17 protein-coding genes and 1 tRNA gene are annotated in these 18,215 nt (G+C 69.3%); 6 read left to right on the plus strand and 12 right to left on the minus strand.

The window, feature by feature from the left end; genetic code table 11:
* The first annotated feature begins 118 nt into the window (after positions 1-118).
* Positions 119-1,306, plus strand: coding sequence for a galactokinase (gene galK / locus GA0115259_RS02390; RefSeq protein WP_256097882.1), 1,188 nt, complete (start codon positions 119-121; stop codon positions 1,304-1,306).
* A gap of 267 nt (positions 1,307-1,573) precedes the next feature.
* Entirely contained in the window at positions 1,574-2,362 is a 789-nt protein-coding gene (locus GA0115259_RS02395; RefSeq protein WP_066948460.1) for a response regulator transcription factor, read from the plus strand.
* 161 nt (positions 2,363-2,523) lie between these two features.
* Here GA0115259_RS02395 and GA0115259_RS02400 read toward each other — a convergent pair whose 3' ends face one another.
* Complete coding sequence (locus GA0115259_RS02400; protein WP_093590106.1) at positions 2,524-3,390, minus strand: helix-turn-helix domain-containing protein; 867 nt, start codon at positions 3,388-3,390, stop codon at positions 2,524-2,526.
* 180 nt (positions 3,391-3,570) lie between these two features.
* Here GA0115259_RS02400 and GA0115259_RS02405 point away from each other — a divergent pair, with 180 nt between their 5' ends.
* On the plus strand, positions 3,571-4,305 hold the full coding sequence (locus GA0115259_RS02405) for an alpha/beta fold hydrolase (RefSeq protein WP_093590109.1): 735 nt from the start codon (positions 3,571-3,573) through the stop codon (positions 4,303-4,305).
* A gap of 13 nt (positions 4,306-4,318) precedes the next feature.
* Here GA0115259_RS02405 and GA0115259_RS02410 read toward each other — a convergent pair whose 3' ends face one another.
* Positions 4,319-4,816: a MarR family winged helix-turn-helix transcriptional regulator gene (locus tag GA0115259_RS02410; RefSeq protein WP_093590112.1), complete on the minus strand. Its 498-nt coding sequence runs from the start codon at positions 4,814-4,816 to the stop codon at positions 4,319-4,321.
* A 141-nt stretch (positions 4,817-4,957) separates the two neighbouring features.
* On the opposite strand from GA0115259_RS02410, the gene GA0115259_RS02415 reads away from it, so the two are divergent.
* Positions 4,958-5,842, plus strand: coding sequence for a trans-aconitate 2-methyltransferase (locus GA0115259_RS02415; protein WP_093590115.1), 885 nt, complete (start codon positions 4,958-4,960; stop codon positions 5,840-5,842).
* Here the strand turns inward: GA0115259_RS02415 and GA0115259_RS02420 are convergent.
* The 3 genes from GA0115259_RS02420 to GA0115259_RS02430 all read right to left on the minus strand — a co-directional run bounded on the left by GA0115259_RS02420 (position 5,808) and on the right by GA0115259_RS02430 (position 8,218).
* The gene (locus GA0115259_RS02420; RefSeq protein WP_093590142.1) at positions 5,808-6,413 is read right to left on the minus strand and encodes a Uma2 family endonuclease; all 606 of its coding nucleotides are present in this window, start codon (positions 6,411-6,413) and stop codon (positions 5,808-5,810) included. The genes GA0115259_RS02415 and GA0115259_RS02420 overlap by 35 nt on opposite strands.
* 117 nt (positions 6,414-6,530) lie before the next feature.
* Positions 6,531-7,229, minus strand: coding sequence for a TetR/AcrR family transcriptional regulator (locus tag GA0115259_RS02425; protein WP_370747074.1), 699 nt, complete (start codon positions 7,227-7,229; stop codon positions 6,531-6,533).
* Complete coding sequence (locus GA0115259_RS02430; RefSeq protein WP_093590121.1) at positions 7,226-8,218, minus strand: acyl-CoA desaturase; 993 nt, start codon at positions 8,216-8,218, stop codon at positions 7,226-7,228. The genes GA0115259_RS02425 and GA0115259_RS02430 overlap by 4 nt, the downstream gene beginning before the upstream one ends.
* 241 nt (positions 8,219-8,459) lie before the next feature.
* On the opposite strand from GA0115259_RS02430, the gene ppc reads away from it, so the two are divergent.
* Positions 8,460-11,210: a phosphoenolpyruvate carboxylase gene (gene ppc, locus GA0115259_RS02435; protein WP_256097883.1), complete on the plus strand. Its 2,751-nt coding sequence runs from the start codon at positions 8,460-8,462 to the stop codon at positions 11,208-11,210.
* A 125-nt stretch (positions 11,211-11,335) separates the two neighbouring features.
* On the opposite strand, the gene GA0115259_RS02440 is transcribed toward ppc, so the two are convergent.
* The 7 genes from GA0115259_RS02440 to GA0115259_RS02470 all read right to left on the minus strand — a co-directional run bounded on the left by GA0115259_RS02440 (position 11,336) and on the right by GA0115259_RS02470 (position 17,122).
* Positions 11,336-11,812 (minus strand): hypothetical protein, encoded by a 477-nt coding sequence (locus GA0115259_RS02440; RefSeq protein WP_093590124.1) that lies wholly within the window; start codon positions 11,810-11,812, stop codon positions 11,336-11,338.
* Positions 11,813-11,950: 138 nt separating this feature from the next.
* The gene (gene pth, locus GA0115259_RS02445; protein WP_093590127.1) at positions 11,951-12,547 is read right to left on the minus strand and encodes an aminoacyl-tRNA hydrolase; all 597 of its coding nucleotides are present in this window, start codon (positions 12,545-12,547) and stop codon (positions 11,951-11,953) included.
* Positions 12,548-12,633: 86 nt separating this feature from the next.
* Positions 12,634-13,224 carry a 50S ribosomal protein L25/general stress protein Ctc gene (locus GA0115259_RS02450; protein WP_093590130.1) on the minus strand — a complete coding sequence of 197 codons (591 nt, stop codon included), beginning with the start codon at positions 13,222-13,224 and terminating at the stop codon, positions 12,634-12,636.
* A gap of 252 nt (positions 13,225-13,476) precedes the next feature.
* Positions 13,477-14,454: a ribose-phosphate diphosphokinase gene (locus GA0115259_RS02455; protein ID WP_093590133.1), complete on the minus strand. Its 978-nt coding sequence runs from the start codon at positions 14,452-14,454 to the stop codon at positions 13,477-13,479.
* Positions 14,455-14,585: 131 nt separating this feature from the next.
* On the minus strand, positions 14,586-16,043 hold the full coding sequence (glmU, locus tag GA0115259_RS02460; RefSeq protein ID WP_093590136.1) for a bifunctional UDP-N-acetylglucosamine diphosphorylase/glucosamine-1-phosphate N-acetyltransferase GlmU: 1,458 nt from the start codon (positions 16,041-16,043) through the stop codon (positions 14,586-14,588).
* A gap of 121 nt (positions 16,044-16,164) precedes the next feature.
* A tRNA-Gln gene (locus GA0115259_RS02465) sits at positions 16,165-16,237 on the minus strand.
* The gene (locus tag GA0115259_RS02470; RefSeq protein ID WP_093590139.1) at positions 16,238-17,122 is read right to left on the minus strand and encodes a hypothetical protein; all 885 of its coding nucleotides are present in this window, start codon (positions 17,120-17,122) and stop codon (positions 16,238-16,240) included.
* A 156-nt stretch (positions 17,123-17,278) separates the two neighbouring features.
* Between GA0115259_RS02470 and GA0115259_RS02475 the strand changes: the two genes are divergently transcribed.
* Positions 17,279-18,215, plus strand: a 937-nt coding sequence (locus GA0115259_RS02475; protein WP_093590148.1) for a sensor histidine kinase, incomplete at its 3' end; no start/stop codon positions are given.

Consider the following 18,215-nt stretch of genomic DNA (forward strand, 5'->3'; position numbering starts at 1 on the left):
CGGGCGGGGGAGCCGCGCCGATCTGGCGGGCATCGTGGCGGACGCGTGGGCGTTCGCACGGCGCGGGGAGACCGAGGCGATCCACGAATGAGCGGGACCGAATGAGGGAGACCCAGGAGTGAGCGAAACCGTTGGCGCCGTGGCCGAGGAGTTCCGGGTGGCCGAGGAGTTCCGGCGGCTGTACGGAGCCGGGCCCGAGGGCGTGTGGGCGGCTCCCGGCCGGGTGAATCTGATCGGTGAGTACACCGACTTCAACGACGGTTTCGTGATGCCGCTGGCGCTGCCGCACCGCGCGGTCGCCGCGGTCTCCCGCCGTACGGACCAGATCCTGCGGCTGCACTCCGCCGATGTCGCCCAGGGCGTGGTCCAGCTCGACATCGCCGCTCTCGAACCGCGCTCCGACACCGGCTGGGCCGCCTATCCGGCCGGTGTCGTCTGGGCGCTGCGCGCGGCCGGGCATCCGGTGACCGGCGCCGACATCCATCTCGCCTCGACCGTGCCGACCGGCGCGGGACTGTCGTCCTCGGCCGCGCTGGAGGTCGTCACCGCGCTCGCCCTGAACGATCTGTACGGTCTCGGCCTGACGCGGCCCGAACTGGCGGTGCTCGCGCAGCGCGCCGAGAACGCGTTCGTGGGCGTGCCGTGCGGAATCATGGACCAGATGGCCTCGGCGTGCTGCACCGACGGCCACGCGCTGTATCTGGACACCCGTGATCTCTCCCAGCGCCAGGTGCCGTTCGATCTGGCCGCCCAAGGGCTCCGGCTGCTGGTCGTGGACACCCGCGTGAAGCACGCGCTGGGCGAAGGCGCGTACGCCGCGCGGCGCGCGGCGTGCGAGACGGGCGCGCGGGCGCTCGGCGTACGCGCGCTGCGCGACATCCCGTACGCGCATCTGCCCGCGGCGCTGGACCGGCTGGCCGCAGCCGGACAGAGCGAGGAGGTCCGCCGCTGTGTCCGCCATGTGGTGAGCGACGACCACCGCGTCGAGCGGACCATCGCGCTGCTGGACGCGGGCGACCTCCGCGCGGTCGGTCCCGTCCTGACCGAGGGCCACGCCTCGCTCCGCGACGACCTGCGCGTCTCCTGCCCGGAACTCGACCTGGCGGTCACCACAGCCGTCACCTCCGGCGCCCTGGGCGCCCGCATGACGGGCGGTGGCTTCGGCGGCTCCGCGATCGTCCTGGCCGAGGAGCCCGACACGGAAGCCATCACCAAGGCGATCACCGAAGCCTTCACAACCTCAGGCTTCACGCCCCCACGCACCTTCCCGGCCATCCCTTCCACCGGCGCACACCGGCTGTCCTGACCGGCTGTCGTAGAAGGACGCCTGAAGCCCATCCTGTACAGACCGGCCGACGAGTTCTGTCAAATTCCTTCCGCTCCGGGCCGACGGCCGTACGCTGATGCACAGCACCGGTGGGGGCCGGTGCTGATCAGGGGTGGAGTCAAGTCGGGTACGACGCCCGGGGTGGGGTAGCGGTCAACACACGGCGGCGGCCGTGCCACTGACGTACCACCGCACACCGGGCGCCGTGCCCGCGCTGTCCGCTCCCCGCCTTTCAGGGGGTGTCCATTGGTACGTATCCGGGTTCTGGTGGTGGACGACCACCGCATCTTCGCCGAGTCGCTCGCCGCCGCGCTCGCGGCCGAGCCCGATGTGGACGTCGCGGCGGCAGGCAGTGGTCCTGCCGCGCTGCGCTGTCTGGATCGGGGAGCGGCCGAAGGGCGCAGATTCGATGTGATGCTCGTCGACGCCGACCTCGGCACGGTCGCGGGAGCGGCCGGAAGCACGGCTGCGGGACCGGTTCAGGTGCCTGTCGCGCGCGCCGTGCCGGACGACGGTGAGGCGGTGCCGGTCGACGGTATCTCGCTGGTCGCCGGAGTCCGCTCCGGCCAGCCGTCCGTCCGTACGGTCGTGCTCGCCGAGAAGGACGATCCGCGCCGCGCCGCGCTGGCGCTCCAGGCGGGCGCGTCCGGCTGGGTCGCGAAGGACTGTTCGCTCCAACGGCTGCTCGCCGTGATGCGCGGCGTCCTGCGGGACGAGACGCATCTGCCGCCCGCCCTGCTCACGGGCGTGCTGCGGGAGCTGACGGCCGCGCGCAAGCACCGTACGGAGAGCGAACGGCTGGTCGAGTCGCTCACTCCGCGCGAGCGCGAGGTGCTGCGGTGCATGGTCGCGGGCCTGGGCCGCAAGGCCGTCGCCGAGCGGCTCTTCCTCTCTCCGCACACCGTTCGCACGCATATGCAGAACGTGCTGGGGAAGCTGGGCGTGCACTCGACGCTGGCCGCCGTGGCACTGGCGCGCAGGGCCGGTGTGGGCCCGGTGAGCCTGGCGGCCCAGCCCGCCACGTCAACAGGCTGACCGACGGCGTCCGGCCGCCGCCGGCACGCTGCCGAACTGGCGATCGTCGGACGGGCGGACGGACGGGCGGGCGGGCGCGGAAATCCGCCTGCTCGTCCGGTGAAGGCGCCGACGCCGGTGTGCGTACGGTTGCGGCGGTACGTACCGGACCCGGCCAGGACTCACTCCGCGCCGTGGCGGACGGACTCACCGCCTTGAGACGCGGCCGGTGTCCGCATGGCGGAGGCGAGGAGCGCCAGTTTGTCGGCGTCGTCGGTGCCGGGGTCCGGGTGGTAGACGACAAGAGTCTGGCCCGCCGTGCCGCTGATGCCCAGCCTCTCCCGGTTCAGCCGCAGGCCACCGACCTGCGGGTGGTCGATCTGCTTGGGTGTGCCTTCGCACGCCTCTACGTCATGGCGGGCCCAGAGCCGGCTGAAGCGCGGGCTGACGAGGGAGAGTTCGCCGACGAGCTCGATGAATCGGGGATCGTCCGTGTCGGTGCCGACGGACTCGCGGAAGCCGGCGACCATGCCCGCGGTGGCGTTCTCCCAGTCCGGGTAGAGGGCCTGCTCGGCGGGGTCGAGGAACAGATCCCGCAGGCGGTTGCCTCCCGCCGCGAGGCGCGGTGACAGAGCGGTCGCCAAGGCGTTGGCGGCGAGGACGTCGAAGTAGCGGCCCTCGACCAGCGCGGGCAGCGGGAGCGCGGCGACGAGCTTGGCGATGCCCGGAGGGACGGTCTCCTTCCGGGGCCGACGCCGTTGCCGTCGAGGTTTGTCGGCGCCGAGGCGCAGCAGGTGCGCCGTCGCGTCGTCGTCGAGCCGCAGCACACGGGCGAGGGACTCAAGGACCTGTACGGAAGGGTTGCGGTCGCGGCCCTGCTCCAGGCGCAGGTAGTAGTCGGCGCTGATGCCGGCGAGCATCGCGACCTCTTCCCGGCGCAGGCCCGGCACGCGCCGTACGCCCAGAACGGGGATACCGACCTGTTCAGGAGTGACGAGTTCGCGGCGGGCGCGCACGTACTCGCCCAGCAGGTTCGGTTCGTCGGTCATCTTTTCACTGTAATTTGCGCGGCTGCGCGCGTGCCTGGTCCTGTCACCCCCAGGACCGTGGGGGCCCTGGCTGGGCCGGAGTCCGGGCGGCAGCGTGGTCAACGGCCTGGTCAGCGGCCCGTCGGCGGCCCGGCCCACGCAACACGGACAAGCACAGCAAGCACAGCAAGGAGCGAAACCATGTCAACGTATCTGCTGGTACACGGCGCCTGGCACAGCGGACAGTGCTGGGAGCGGGTGGTCCCGCTGCTGGCGTCGGCGCGACCGTCCGGACACCGCGTGGTCGCGCCGTCGCTGACCGGCCACGGCGACAAGGCGCATCTGCTCAGCCGCGAGGTGGGGCTCGACACGCACGTCGACGACATCGTCAGGCTGATCACCGAGGAAGACCTCACCGAGGTGGTACTCGTGGGACACAGCTACGCCGGGCTGGTCATCTCGTCCGTGGCCAACCAGGTTCCGGAGCGGATCGCACGTCTGGTCTACCTGGACGCGATGGTCCCGGAGGACGGCGAGAGCGCGGCCGATGTCATGCCCGTGACCCAGGTCCTGATCGACCTCGCCGCGAAGTCCGACACCGGCTGGCGGGTTCCGCCGCTCCCCGAGTTGCCGCCGCCCTCGGGCCTGTTCGGAGTCACCGACCCGGCGGACGTCGCCTGGCTGCGCACGATGCTGTCGGATCAGTCGGTGCGCTGCCTCCAGCAACCGGTCCGACTGGACAACCCGGCCGTGAACACGATCCCGCGGACGCACATCCACTGCGTTGTCGGCGAGCCGGAAGGCATTGTCCGACGGCCCGTCCCGGCGATACAGCCCAACGGGACGCCGGCTCAGGTATGGGAATTGCCGACCGGCCACGACTGCATGATCACCATGCCGGCCGAGCTCGCCGAACTGCTGCTCAAGGTCGGCTGACCTGGTCCAGGTCCTAGCTGGGGACGTTGTCGAACGGCGCCGTCAACTGCCGGAGCAGTCCCGCCAGTTCGGCCCGCTGCGCGCGGGACAGCTCCGCGAGGATCGCGCGTTCCTGGGCCAGCAGCCCGGCGAGCGCCTGGTCCGCGCGGTCGCGGCCCTCCGCGGTCAGCCGGACCAGCACTCCGCGCCGGTCGCTGGGATCGGGCAGCCGCTCGACCAGGCCCTTCTGGGCCAGCCGGTCGATACGGTTCGTCATCGTGCCGGAGGTGACCAAGGTCTGGGTCAGCAACTGTCCGGGAGAGAGCTGATACGGGTCGCCCGCGCGCCGCAGCGAGGTCAGTACGTCGAACTCCCACGGCTCCAGGGCGTGCTCCGAGAACGCGATCCGGCGCGCGCGGTCGAGATGGCGGGCCAGCCTGCTGACACGGCTGAGGACCTCGAGCGGTTCCACGTCGAGGTCGGGGCGCTCTCGGCGCCATGCCGCTACCAGTCGGTCGACCTCGTCCTCCATGACGATCAGTGTAGAGGGTCCCTCGACATGAAGTCTCTTGACGTCAAGACATCTGGCGGTGCAGGCTGGGGTACGACCGCCTGGGGCAGCCCGCGAGCCGGCTCCGGCGGACCGTTCCGCGACCGTGACAGGGGCCCGACCATGCACTCCGCACCGTCCGCACCGATCTGGGACCCGGCCCAGTACCTCCGGCACTCCGGCCTCCGCAGCCGCCCGTTCCTGGACCTGCTGGCCCGTATCCCCGACCCGCCGGGCGCCGACGGCGCCGGAACCGGGCCGCTCGCGATCGCCGACCTCGGTTGCGGCCCCGGCAATGTCACCGCGCTGATCGCCGAACGCTGGCCGGCCGCTCGTATCACCGGCTTCGACAACTCGCCCGAGATGCTCGACCGGGCCCGCGAGCAGTACGCCGGACCCACCCCGGGCAGCGGAGCGATGGACTTCCGGACCGCCGACCTCGCGCGCTGGGCGCCCGGCGAACCGTACGGACTGATCGTCTCCAACGCCGCCCTCCAGTGGGTGCCCGGCCACGCGGGCTCGTTCGCGGCCTGGATCGACGGCCTCGCGCCCGGCGGTACCTTCGCCTTCCAGGTCCCCGGCAACTTCACGTCGCCCAGCCACGCACTGCTCGCCGAACTCTGCGCGTCCCCGCGCTGGCGCGACCGGCTCGGCGGCGGCCCCGACCGCCCCGCCAACACTGTCCTGGACCCCGCCGACTACCTCGCGCGCCTGACCGCCCTCGGCTGCGCGGCTGACGTCTGGGAGACGACGTACATCCAGCAGCTCACCGGGGAGGACCCGGTCTTCGACTGGGTGAAGGGCACGGCACTACGCCCGGTCCTCACCGCGCTCGACGGCGACGAGCAGGCGGCGGAGGAGTTCACCACCGAATACCGTGCACTCCTCCGCAATGCCTACCCCCCGACCCCCTCCGGCACGGTCTTCCCCTTCCGCCGCATCTTCGCAGTGGCCCGCAAGCCCGTCGGCGAGGTCAGGGTCGGGGGCGTTTCAGCGCTTCCAGAGTGATGTCGATGTCGATCGTGAACGGGACTCCGGTCTTGAGACGGTCGTGGTGGATCCCCGTCAGCGCGTACGTCTTGGACAGCGGGTCCAGTTCGTAGACACGTACGACGGGGTGCCGGTCCGCACCTGCGACCTCGACCAGCCAGAAGTTCGGGATACCTGCCGCGGCGTACTTCCGGGGCTTGCTTTCACGGTCACGGGACTCGGAGTCGGGCGAGACCACTTCTACGGCGAGTAGGACATCCTCTGCCTCGTAACGGGTCTGCTCCATGTCCGTGACCGCGTCCATCCGGATGACCGAGACATCTGGTTCGGGGCCGTTGCGGCGGTCCAGGACCACCGTCATCTCCCGTTCGACGTCCAGTTCCGGTGGCAGGGTACGGCGCAACCCCGTCACCAGTACATCGATCATTCGGCCGTGAAAACGCCGCTGCGGACTCACGAAGACAAGGCTCCCGTCGATCAACTCGGTATGAGGCGGGAGTCCCGGCAGGGTGAACAGATCGTCCACGGTGTAGCCGTCCTGCGGGGGCACAGGCCACTGGTGTGCGGCCTTGACTGGCTCGGCGGTCATGATTCCTCCCATGGACGGAATACTGAGTCCTGCTTCTCCACCGTAGCGGTGGATTCGGACATCGTCATCACAATGAGTGACCACACCCACAACGGCTGATGCGCCGCGCCCCCCCGCTCACGCCCTGCGGTGGCCTATCAGGCGCGGTCTCGGTTCCAGGTTTTCCAGGCCGTGCCAGGCCAGGTTCACCAGGTGGGCCGCTACTTCCGCCTTCTTCGGCCGCCGCGCGTCCACCCACCACTGGCCTGTCAGCGCCACCATGCCCACCAGCGCCTGCGCGTACAGCGGCGCCAGCTTCGGGTCGAAGCCGCGTGCCTTGAACTCCATACCGAGGATGTCCTCGACCTGAGTGGCGATATCACTGATCAGCGAGGCGAAGGTGCCCGTGGACTGCGCGACCGGGGAGTCACGGACCAGGATGCGGAAGCCGTCCGTATATGTCTCGATATAGTCGAGCAGCGCGAACGCGGCCTGTTCCAGCAACTCACGAGGGTGCCCGGCGGTCAGCGCACCGGTCACCATGTCCAGGAGCTGACGCATCTCGCGGTCCACGACCACCGCGTACAGCCCTTCCTTGCCGCCGAAGTGCTCGTACACGACGGGCTTGGACACGCCGGCCTTCGCCGCGATCTCCTCCACCGACGTGGCCTCGAAGCCTTTCTCGGCGAAGACCGTACGGCCGATGTCCAGCAGCTGCTCACGGCGTTCCGCACCGGTCATCCGGACTCGGCGGGCGCGTCGGCTCCCGGTGGTCCGGCCCTTCTCGGTGCTGGCCTGCTTGCTGGTACTGCCGTCGATCGCCACGCTGCCCATCATGCCTTGGCAGGTGCGTTCTTGCGGCGGGAGTCCACACGGGAGGCGCTGGGCCAGCGCACGTCCGACGCCCAGCCCAGCAGCTCGAACCAGCGGATGATCCTGGCACTGGAATCGACCTGGCCCCGGAGCACACCGTGCCGCGCGCTGGTCGGGTCCGCGTGGTGCAGGTTGTGCCACGACTCGCCGCAGGACAGGACCGCGAGCCACCACACATTGCCCGAACGGTCACGCGACTTGAAGGGACGCTTGCCGACCGCGTGACAGATCGAATTGATCGACCAGGTGACATGGTGCAGCAGCGCCACCCGGACCAGTGAGCCCCAGAAGAACGCCGTGAAGGCGCCCCACCAGGACATCGTCACCAGCCCGCCGACCAGCGGCGGAAGAGCCAGCGAGACGACCGTCCACAGAGCGAACTGCCGGGAGATCGAGCGGATGGCCGGATCCTTGATCAGATCAGGCGCGTACTTGTGCTGCGGTGTCTGCTCCTCGTCGAACAGCCAGCCGATATGTGCCCACCACAGCCCTTTGAGCAGGGCCGGCAGCGTCTCGCCGAAGCGCCAGGGCGAGTGGGGATCACCCTCGGCGTCCGAGTACTTGTGATGCTTGCGGTGGTCCGCCACCCAGCGGACCAGCGGGCCCTCCACGGCGAGTGAACCGGCCACGGCGAGCGCGATCCGCAGCGGGCGGCTCGCCTTGAAGGAACCATGCGTGAAGTAACGGTGATAGCCGATCGTGACGCCATGGCAGCCGATGTAGTACATGACCACCATCAGGCCCAGATCGAGCCAGCTCACCCCTCCCCACATCCAGGCCAGCGGCACCGCCGCGAGCAGGGCGAGAAAAGGGATGGCGATGAAGAGCAGCAGAGCGATCTGCTCGATGGTCCCCTTGTTGTCCCCGCCGAGCGTGGCGGAGGGCAGCGGGGCGCCGTCGGCGGGCTGGAGAGGAAGGGAGGAATCTTCGATCACATCGGGGGGTGTGGTCATTGGGGGTCCCCTGGGGTGAGGAATGGGCCTGGGGTGAGGAATGGGGCGGAACTGGAGCGGAAACCTCGATACGGGTGCGTAACCTACGGCATCGTAAGTATGGCAGCGCCGAACGCCGCGACAAGAGGCCTGTGGATAACACCAAGCGAAGGACACCTATCCTTGTGGTCGTCGGACAGCGCGGTCCGCAAAGTCTCCAGAACCCTCCAGACGTGCTCAAACACTGCAAGGAGCCGCACCTGTGAGCAGTGCCGACCAGACCTCATCCGCCAGCGCGGTGACACCGTCCGCCAGCGCGGAACTGCGCTCAGACATCCGCCGTCTAGGTGACCTGCTGGGCGAGACACTCGTACGCCAGGAAGGCCCGGAGCTTCTCGACCTGGTCGAGCGTGTACGCGCGTTGACGCGCGAGAACGGCGAGGCCGCGGCCGAACTCCTCGGCGACACCGACCTGGAGACCGCGGCCAAACTGGTACGCGCCTTCTCCACCTACTTCCATCTCGCCAATGTCACCGAACAGGTCCACCGCGGCCGGGAGATGCGCGAACGGCGCGCGGCCGAGGGCGGGCTGCTGGCCCGTACGGCCGACCGGCTCAAGGACGCCGATCCGGACCATCTGCGCGAAACCGTCAAGAACCTCAACGTACGGCCCGTGTTCACCGCGCACCCGACCGAGGCCGCGCGCCGCTCCGTACTGAACAAGCTCCGCCGCGTCGCCGAACTGCTGGAGGCACCGGTCATCGCCTCCGACCGGCGCCGCCACGATCTGCGGCTCGCCGAGTCCATCGACCTGATCTGGCAGACCGACGAACTCCGCGTCGTACGGCCCGAGCCCGTCGACGAGGCGCGCAACGCCATCTACTACCTGGACGAGCTGCACGTCGGCGCCGTCGGCGACGTCCTGGAGGACCTCGTCGGCGAGCTGGAGCGCGTCGGCGTCGAACTGCCGCCGGGCACCCGCCCGCTCACCTTCGGCACCTGGATCGGCGGCGACCGCGACGGCAATCCCAATGTCACTCCGCAGGTCACCCGCGAGGTGCTGATCCTCCAGCACGAGCACGGCATCACCGACGCGCTGGGACTGATCGACCAGCTCCGCGGCCAGCTCTCCAACTCCATCCGCTACACAGGCGCCACCGAGGAACTGCTCACCTCCCTGCGGACCGATCTGGAACGGCTCCCCGAGATCAGCCCCCGCTACAAGCGGCTCAACGCCGAGGAGCCCTACCGCCTCAAGGCGACCTGCATCCGCCAGAAGCTCGTCAACACCCGCGAACGCCTCGCCAAGGGCACGCCGCACGACGACGGCCGCGACTACCTCGGCACCGCCGAACTGCTCGACGACCTCACGCTCATCCAGACCTCCCTGCGCGAGCACCGCGGCGGCCTCTTCGCCGACGGCCGCATGGACCGTACGATCCGTACGCTCGCCGCCTTCGGCCTCCAGCTCGCCACCATGGACGTACGGGAACACGCCGACGCCCACCACCACGCGCTCGGACAGCTCTTCGACCGGCTCGGCGAGGAGTCCTGGCGCTACAGCGACATGCCGCGCGAGTACCGGCAGAAGCTGCTCGCCAAGGAACTGCGCTCGCGCCGCCCGCTCGCACCGAGCCCGGCGCCTCTCGACGCGGCGGGACACAAGACGCTCGGTGTGTTCCTCACCGTCAAGGAAGCCTTCGAGCGCTTCGGCCCCGAGGTCATCGAGTCGTACATCATCTCCATGTGCCAGGGCGCCGACGATGTCTTCGCCGCCGCCGTACTGGCCCGCGAGGCCGGACTGATCGATCTGCACGGCGGCTGGGCCAAGATCGGCATCGTGCCGCTGCTGGAGACCACCGACGAGCTGCGCGCCGCCGATGTCATCCTCGACGAGATGCTCGCCGATCCCTCCTACCGCAGACTCGTCTCACTGCGCGGCGACGTCCAGGAGGTCATGCTCGGCTACTCCGACTCCTCCAAGTTCGGCGGTATCACCACCTCCCAGTGGGAGATCCACCGTGCCCAGCGCCGGCTGCGCGACGTCGCCCACCGCCATGGCGTACGGCTGAGGCTCTTCCACGGCCGCGGCGGCACCGTCGGCCGCGGCGGCGGGCCCTCGCACGACGCGATCCTCGCCCAGCCCTGGGGCACGCTGGAGGGCGAGATCAAGGTGACCGAACAGGGCGAGGTCATCTCCGACAAGTATCTGATCCCGTCCCTGGCCAGGGAGAACCTCGAACTGACCGTCGCCGCCACCCTCCAGGCCTCGGCCCTGCACACCGCGCCGCGCCAGTCCGGCGAGGCACTGGCCCGCTGGGACGCGGCGATGGACATCGTCTCCGACGCCGCGCACGCCGCGTACCGCAGGCTGGTCGAGGACCCCGACCTGCCCGCGTACTTCTTCGCGTCCACCCCCGTCGACCAGCTCGCCGATCTCCACCTCGGCTCCCGTCCCTCCCGCCGGCCCGACTCCGGCGCCGGACTCGACGGGCTGCGGGCCATCCCATGGGTCTTCGGCTGGACCCAGTCACGGCAGATCGTGCCGGGCTGGTACGGCGTCGGCTCCGGGCTGAAGGCGCTGCGCGAGGCCGGGCCGGACACCGTGCTGGACGAGATGTACGAGCACTGGCACTTCTTCCGGAACTTCCTCGCGAACGTCGAGATGACACTCGCCAAGACAGACCTGCGGATCGCCCGCCACTATGTGGACACACTGGTGCCGGACGAGCTGAAGCACGTCTTCGCGGACATCGAGACGGAGCACGCGCTCACCGTGGCGGAGGTGCTGCGGATCACCGGCGGCGAGAAGCTCCTCGACTCCAACCCGGCGCTCCAGCAGACCTTCGCGATCCGGGACGCCTATCTCGACCCGATCTCCTACCTCCAGGTCTCGCTGCTGGCACGCCAGCGCGCGGCGGCCGAGCGCCAGGAGGCACCGGACCCGCTGCTCGCGCGGGCGCTGCTGCTGACGGTCAACGGGGTCGCGGCGGGACTGCGCAACACCGGCTGACCAGGGCCTGGCTAGGCTGACCAGGGCCTGGCTACGGGACCGTCCCGCTCCGGGCTTCCGGAGCGGGACGGTTTTCGTGCGGTACGTACGGTGCTCGGGGGCGTTCGTACGGTGCGCGCGGCCGGTCAGACCGCGAAGAACGCGGCCAGCAGCAGCGCGCCGCCCGCCAGCGCCGTCCCCCAGGCCGTACGGGTCAGTCCCAGCCCGCCGCCGATGATCAGGGAAGCCAGCAGGAGCGCTCCGCCGAGCGGGACCCACGCGTACAGCAGACCGGGCGTACCCGTACGCACCAGCTCGTCCGTATCGGGCTTCACCACGACCGGGAACCGCTCGCCCTTCTTCACGGCCACCGACTGCTCGATCGTCATCCCGGCGCGCGGGCCCTGCGGTCCGTCCGGATCGTAGGGCCCGGTGCAGCTCTGGTCCGCGCAGCGCTCCACCGTCAGCGTGCCGTGCTCACGGCCCTTGGCGAGCACCACATGCTGGGCCGAGGTCCAGGACGACCAGACACCCGCGACCAGGAGCAGCAGGGCGACACAGGCCATCGCCGCCCGGCGGCCGAACGACAGCATGCGGTCGGAATTGCTCCGCTTCCCCTTCATAGGGCGGGATCTTTGGCCATGGGCGCACGCCTGGTCAACTTCCGGCCGCGGAACGACAGGGAATGCGGAGGTTGTCAGGAGTTGTACGTGCTCAGGACGGGCGTGCGCGGGACATGCTCAGGAGCTGTACGTACGCGCTCAGGAGTTGTATGTGCTCTGGGCGCGCTCCAGGCCCTCCAGCACCAGCGCCTCCACCGCGTCCGCCGCCCGGTCCACGAAGTAGTCCAGCTCCTTGCGCTCCGTCGACGAGAAGTCCTTCAGCACGAAGTCGGCCACCTGCATCCGGCCCGGTGGCCGGCCGATGCCGAACCGCACGCGGTGGTAGCCGGGACCCATCGCCTTTGTCATCGACTTCAGCCCGTTGTGGCCGTTGTCTCCGCCGCCCAGCTTCAGCCGCAGCGTGCCGTAGTCGATGTCCAGCTCGTCATGGACCGCGACGATCCGCTCCGTCGGCACCTTGTAGAAGTCACGCAGCCCGACGACCGGGCCACCGGAGAGATTCATGTACGAGGTGGGCTTGGCCAGCACGACACGCCGGCTCGCGGGACCGGGCGGACCGATGCGGCCCTCGACCACCGTGGCCTGCGCTTTCTGCGCCCGCCGGAACGAGCCGCCGATACGGGCCGCCAGCAGATCGGCCACCATGAACCCGACATTGTGCCGGTTGGCCGCATAGCCGGGACCCGGGTTGCCCAGGCCCACGACCAGCCAGGGGGCATTGGCATCTGTCGTCATCCGCGCTGCGTCTCCTCGCATACGTATACGAACGGGGTGGCAGGGCCGTCGGCGGCCCTGCCACCCCGTGGGGCACAGCGTACGGATCAGGCCTCGGCGCCCTCGGCGCCGCCCTCGCCCTCCGGGGCCGGCTCCTCGGCCTGCGCGGCCAGGATCTGGATGACGACCGCGTCCTCGTCCGTGACCAGCGTGGTGCCGGACGGCAGCGGGACATCCTTGGCCACGATCGAGTCACCGGCGCCCAGTCCCGCGACGGAGACCGTGACGGACTCCGGGATGTGGGTGGCCTCGGCCTCGACGGTCAGGGTGTTGAGCACGTTCTCCAGCAGGTTGGCGCCCGGCGCCAGCTCGCCCTCGGTGTGCACCGCGACCTCGACGGTGACCTTCTCGCCGCGCTTCACCGCGAGCAGGTCGACATGCTCGATGAAGCCCTTGATCGCGTTGCGCTGCACGGCCTTCGGGATCACCAGCTCCTTGCGGCCCTCGATGTCCAGACCGAGCAGCGCGTTCGCGGTCTTCAGCGCCATCATCAGGTCGTGGCCCGGCAGGGTCACATGGACGGTGTCGGCGCCGTGGCCGTAGATGACCGCGGGAACCCTGTTGGCGCGACGGGTACGGCGGGCGGCGCCCTTGCCGAACTCGGTACGGATCTCGGCGCTGATCTTGACTTCAGCCATGGCTGCACTCCTCGTAGAAACGGGCGGAAGGTGACCGGAATCGGCCGTCACCCGGCCACGACAGGCCTGCTACGAAGAGCGCGTCGATAACGGACCGCCGCACCGGAACAGTGCGGCCTCCCTCGCCGAGCAACTCGCTGAGTCTACCCGGCGGGGAGGCCGCCTCAGAAATCGATCTACCGGCACCGGGCAGGGGACCGGCACCGGTCAAGGAAACCGGCAGCACCGGTCAAGGAAACCGGCAGGGAGGTGCTACGCCTGCTCCTCGAAGAGGCTCGTCACCGAACCGTCCTCGAAGACCTCACGGACCGCACGGGCGATCGTCGGCGCGATCGACAGAACCGTGATCTTGTCCAGATCCAGATTGCCCGGATCCGGCAGCGAATTCGTGAACACGAACTCGCTCACCTGCGAGTTCTTCAGCCGGTCGGCCGCCGGACCCGACAGCACACCGTGCGTCGCCGTCACGATCACATCCTCCGCGCCATGCGCGAACAGCGCCTCCGCGGCGGCGCAGATCGTGCCACCCGTGTCGATCATGTCGTCGACCAGGACACAGACCCGGCCCGCCACATTGCCGACCACCTCGTGGACCGTCACCTGATTCGCGACATCCTTGTCGCGCCGCTTGTGGACGATCGCCAGCGGCGCGCCCAGCCGGTCGCACCAGCGGTCCGCGACCCGCACCCGGCCCGCGTCCGGGGAGACCACCGTCAGCTTCGACCGGTCCACCTTCCCCGCCACATAGTCCGCCAGGACCGGCAGCGCGAACAGATGGTCCACCGGGCCGTCGAAGAAGCCCTGGATCTGGTCCGTGTGCAGATCCACGGTCAGGATCCGGTCGGCGCCCGCGGTCTTCATCAGATCCGCCACCAGCCTGGCCGAGATCGGCTCCCGGCCGCGGTGCTTCTTGTCCTGACGGGCATAGCCGTAGAAGGGAACGATCACCGTGATGCTCCGGGCCGAGGCCCGCTTCAGAGCATCGATCATGATGAGCTGTTCCATGATCCACTTATTGATCGGAGCCGTATGGCTCTGGATCAAGAAGCAGTCCGCGCCGCGCGCCGACTCCTGATACCGGACATAGATCTCACCGTTGGCGAAATCGAACGCCTTGGTGGGGACAATCCCCACACCCAGTTGATGGGCAACCTCCTCGGCCAGCTCGGGGTGGGCGCGGCCGGAAAAGAGCATCAGCTTCTTCTCGCCGGTCGTCTTGATCCCGGTCACAGCACTGTCTCCTCAGACGTGTTGATGGCCGCTGTGCCCGCGTGTCGCCTTGCGAGCCAGCCGAATCGTGCAGATATCACGGTACGCCGAGATCGGCGCATCTGTTTCCGGTCAGCTTCCGGAGCTTCCGGTCAGCTCTCGTTCTCGGCGCTCTCCGGTGCCGTACGAGCCGCCTCGGCCGCCTGCGCCGCGGCGCTTCCCGGACGCTTGCGGGCCACCCAGCCCTCGATATTCCGCTGCTGGCCCCGGGCGACGGCCAGCGCACCGGCCGGAACGTCCTTCGTGATCACTGAACCGGCCGCGGTGTACACACCGTCCCCAACCGTGACGGGCGCCACAAACATATTGTCCGACCCTGTCCGGCAGTGAGACCCGATCGTCGTGTGGTGCTTGCGCACACCGTCGTAGTTCACGAACACACTCGCGGCACCGATGTTCGTGTGCTCGCCGATCGTCGCGTCCCCCACATACGACAGATGCGGCACCTTCGTGCCCTCACCGATCGTCGCGTTCTTCATCTCCACATACGTACCGGCCTTCGACCGCACGCCGAGGCGCGTACCCGGCCGCAGATAGGCGTACGGGCCGACCATCGCCGCCTCGCCCACCACCGCGCCGTCCGCGACCGTGTTGTCCACCCGGGCGCCCGCGCCGACCTGCGTATCCCGCAGCCGCGAATTCGGGCCCACCTCGGCGCCCTCGGCCAGATGCGTCGACCCGAGAAGCTGGGTGCCCGGATGCACCACCACGTCCGGCTCGAACGTGACCGTCACATCCACGAACACCGACGCCGGATCGACCACCGTCACCCCCGCCAGCATCGCCCGCTCCAGCAGCCGCTCGTTCAGCAGCCGACGCGCCTCCGCGAGCTGCACCCGGTTGTTGATCCCCAGGATCTCCCGGTGATCGACCGCGACCGACGCGCCCACCCGGTGCCCGGCCTCCCGCAGAATGCCCAGCACATCCGTGAGGTACTCCTCGCCCTGGCTGTTGTCCGTACGGACCTTGCCCAGCGCGTCCGCGAGCAGCTGCCCGTCGAAGGCGAAGACTCCCGAATTGATCTCCCGGATCGCACGCTGCGCCTCGGTGGCGTCCTTGTGCTCCACGATCGCGGTGACCGCGCCGCTGACGCCGTCCCGGACGATCCGCCCGTAGCCGGTCGAGTCCGGGACCTCGGCGGTCAGTACGGTCACGGCGTTGCCGTCGGCGGCATGGGTCGCGGCGAGCGCCCTGAGCGTCCCGCCGGTCAGCAGCGGCGTGTCACCGCATACGACGACCACGGTCCCGTCGGGCGTCCCGCCCAGCTCCTGAAGCCCGATCCGCACGGCATGCCCGGTGCCGTTCTGCTCGGCCTGATAGGCGGTGCGCACGCCCTCGTACACGGCAGAGAGATGCCCCTCGACCTGCTCCCGCGCATGCCCCACAACAACGACAAGCTGCTCGGGCCCCAGCTCACGGGCCGCGGCCACGACATGTCCGACGAGCGAACGCCCGCAGACCTCATGCAGAACCTTGGGAGTCTTCGACTTCATGCGGGTGCCTTCACCCGCTGCGAGAACGACGACGGCTGCCGGGCGGTTGGCGCTCACGGGAATGCCCTTCGGCTTTCGGGTGGTGGACAACCGCAGGATACCGGGGGGTTTCGACCCGGAAACGAGGACGGGTCCCGACCGGTGAGGTCGGGACCCGAAACTAGCCGAAAAGGGGCGGCTCCCCCATCAGGATTTGAACCTGAACATACGGGACCAAAACCCGCAGTGCTGCCTGATTACACCATGGGGGACTATTTCTGCTCGAACCGGACATTCGGCTGGGTTGCCGAGTCGGCACCCAACACTATGCCGTACCAGGCGCCCTCCACGCGACGATAGAGATCGGCGCTCTTGGTGACGTAGATGATGAGGCAGCCCCTGTACGCCTCTGCGGTGTTCTTCCTCGTGGTCTTCGGGTTGTGCTTCTTGAGTGTCGCCTTCTGGAGGGCGGACGGGGCGACACCGGCCAGGTCTGCCCAGAACCTCTCGGCCGCGGGAACGTCTGCCGATTCGTGGATGCTCACCCGTAAGCGCAGTCGCTCACGCGAGATCCCCAGGAGATCGAGCCAGCGTAGGTACAGCCTGATCACGTTGGGGTCGCTGTTGATGAACTGGAGCACTTCGCAGCGGCGGTACGGCTTGTCCTTGGAGCCTTCGGCCCAGTACAGGGCGACGCCAGCGATGAACAGCTCCCGGTCGGAGAGCTGCCCGACCTCCTCGCGGGCCGCGCGCTTCGTCTCCTGTCGTTCCTTGTCCTGACTGGTGCGCAAGTGGGCCAGTCCCGCGTTCATGCGGGCGCGACGTTCCTCGTCCGTGTAGCGGGGCTCCGGCTTCGGCAGGTCCCGTACCCACAGTGAGATCGAACTCTTCGAGCAGCCGAGCTCAAGCTGTATCTGGTCGTACGTGAGGCCCTTCAGGCGCAGCTCGCGGGCCTTCTCGCGGAGGTCGTCCTTCGCGTTCGGGCGCTTCGTCCACTCCGGGGGCGGCTCGCCCTTGACCAGACGGTTGAGGATGTCGTTGTTGTGGATCTGTAACCGGTCGCGGATCTGCCGCAGGCTCAGGCCCTCCCGGCGCAGCGCGATCGCCTGTGCGCGGAGTCCCTCGAAGTCGGCATATTTGCCGTGGAGTGCTGTCATGGGGCGATCGTCGTCCGGATTCCGGACGCTCGGATCGAATACGGGGGCGATTCACCAGTTCGAGGGATCGATGCGTGTTCCCGGGGTGTTCGGTCGCGTTCCGTGGTGGGGCGGTCGCCCGGAAATTGAGGTGCGGGCGCCCGTAGGGTGGGAGACATGACCACAACGGGGGCGCATCAGGACGCCGCGGGAGTGACTCCCCGCGGTGTTTGGTGGTGGGGGCGGTGGCGGAGTGTCGTGCTGGATGCGGGGCTGGCGCTGGTGTCGGCGCTGGAGTGCGCGCTGGAGGGCGTCCGGTTCGCGGACACCGCCGCGCTGCCGGTGCCGCTCGGGGTGCTGTTCGGGCTGTTCGCCGGGGCGGTGCTGCTGGTGCGGCGGCGGTGGCCGTTCGCCGTGGTGCTGGTCTCGATCGCGATCACGCCGGCCGAGATGGGCTATCTGATGGGGCTGGTCGGGCTGTACACGCTCGCCGCCTCGGAGGCGCCGCGCCGGATCATCGGCGCGCTGGCCGGGATGTCGCTCGTGGGGACGCTGATCGTCACGTTCGTACGGACCCGGCAGAACGTGATGGACACGGCGTTCGGCTCGACGGGCTGGTATGTGCCCGTGGTCGCGGTTCTGATGTCGGTGGGGCTGACCGCGCCGCCTGTGCTGTTCGGGCTCTATGTCGGGGCGAGACGGCGGCTGATGGAGAGCCTGCGGGAGCGGGCGGACAGTCTGGAGCAGGAACTCTCGCTGCTCGCCGACCGTGCCGAGCAGCGCGCGGAGTGGGCGCGTACGGAGGAGCGGACGCGGATCGCGCGCGAGATGCATGACGTGGTGGCGCACCGGGTGAGTCTGATGGTGGTGCACGCGGCGGCGTTGCAGGCGGTGGCGTTGAAGGATCCGCCGAAGGCGGTGAAGAACGCAGCGCTGGTGGGTGACATGGGTCGGCAGGCGCTGACGGAGCTGCGGGAGATGCTCGGGGTGCTGCGGGCGGGTGAGCAGGTGGCGGCACGTAAGGCGGCGGACGGTTCGCCCGGTTCGTCGCCCGGTTCGCCGCAGGAGCCGTTCTCGCCGGCGGTTCCGCTGGCGGCTGTGGGGCGGGCGGCTG

It is taken from the genome of Streptomyces sp. MnatMP-M17, assembly GCF_900091995.1.
Lineage (GTDB): Bacteria > Actinomycetota > Actinomycetes > Streptomycetales > Streptomycetaceae > Streptomyces.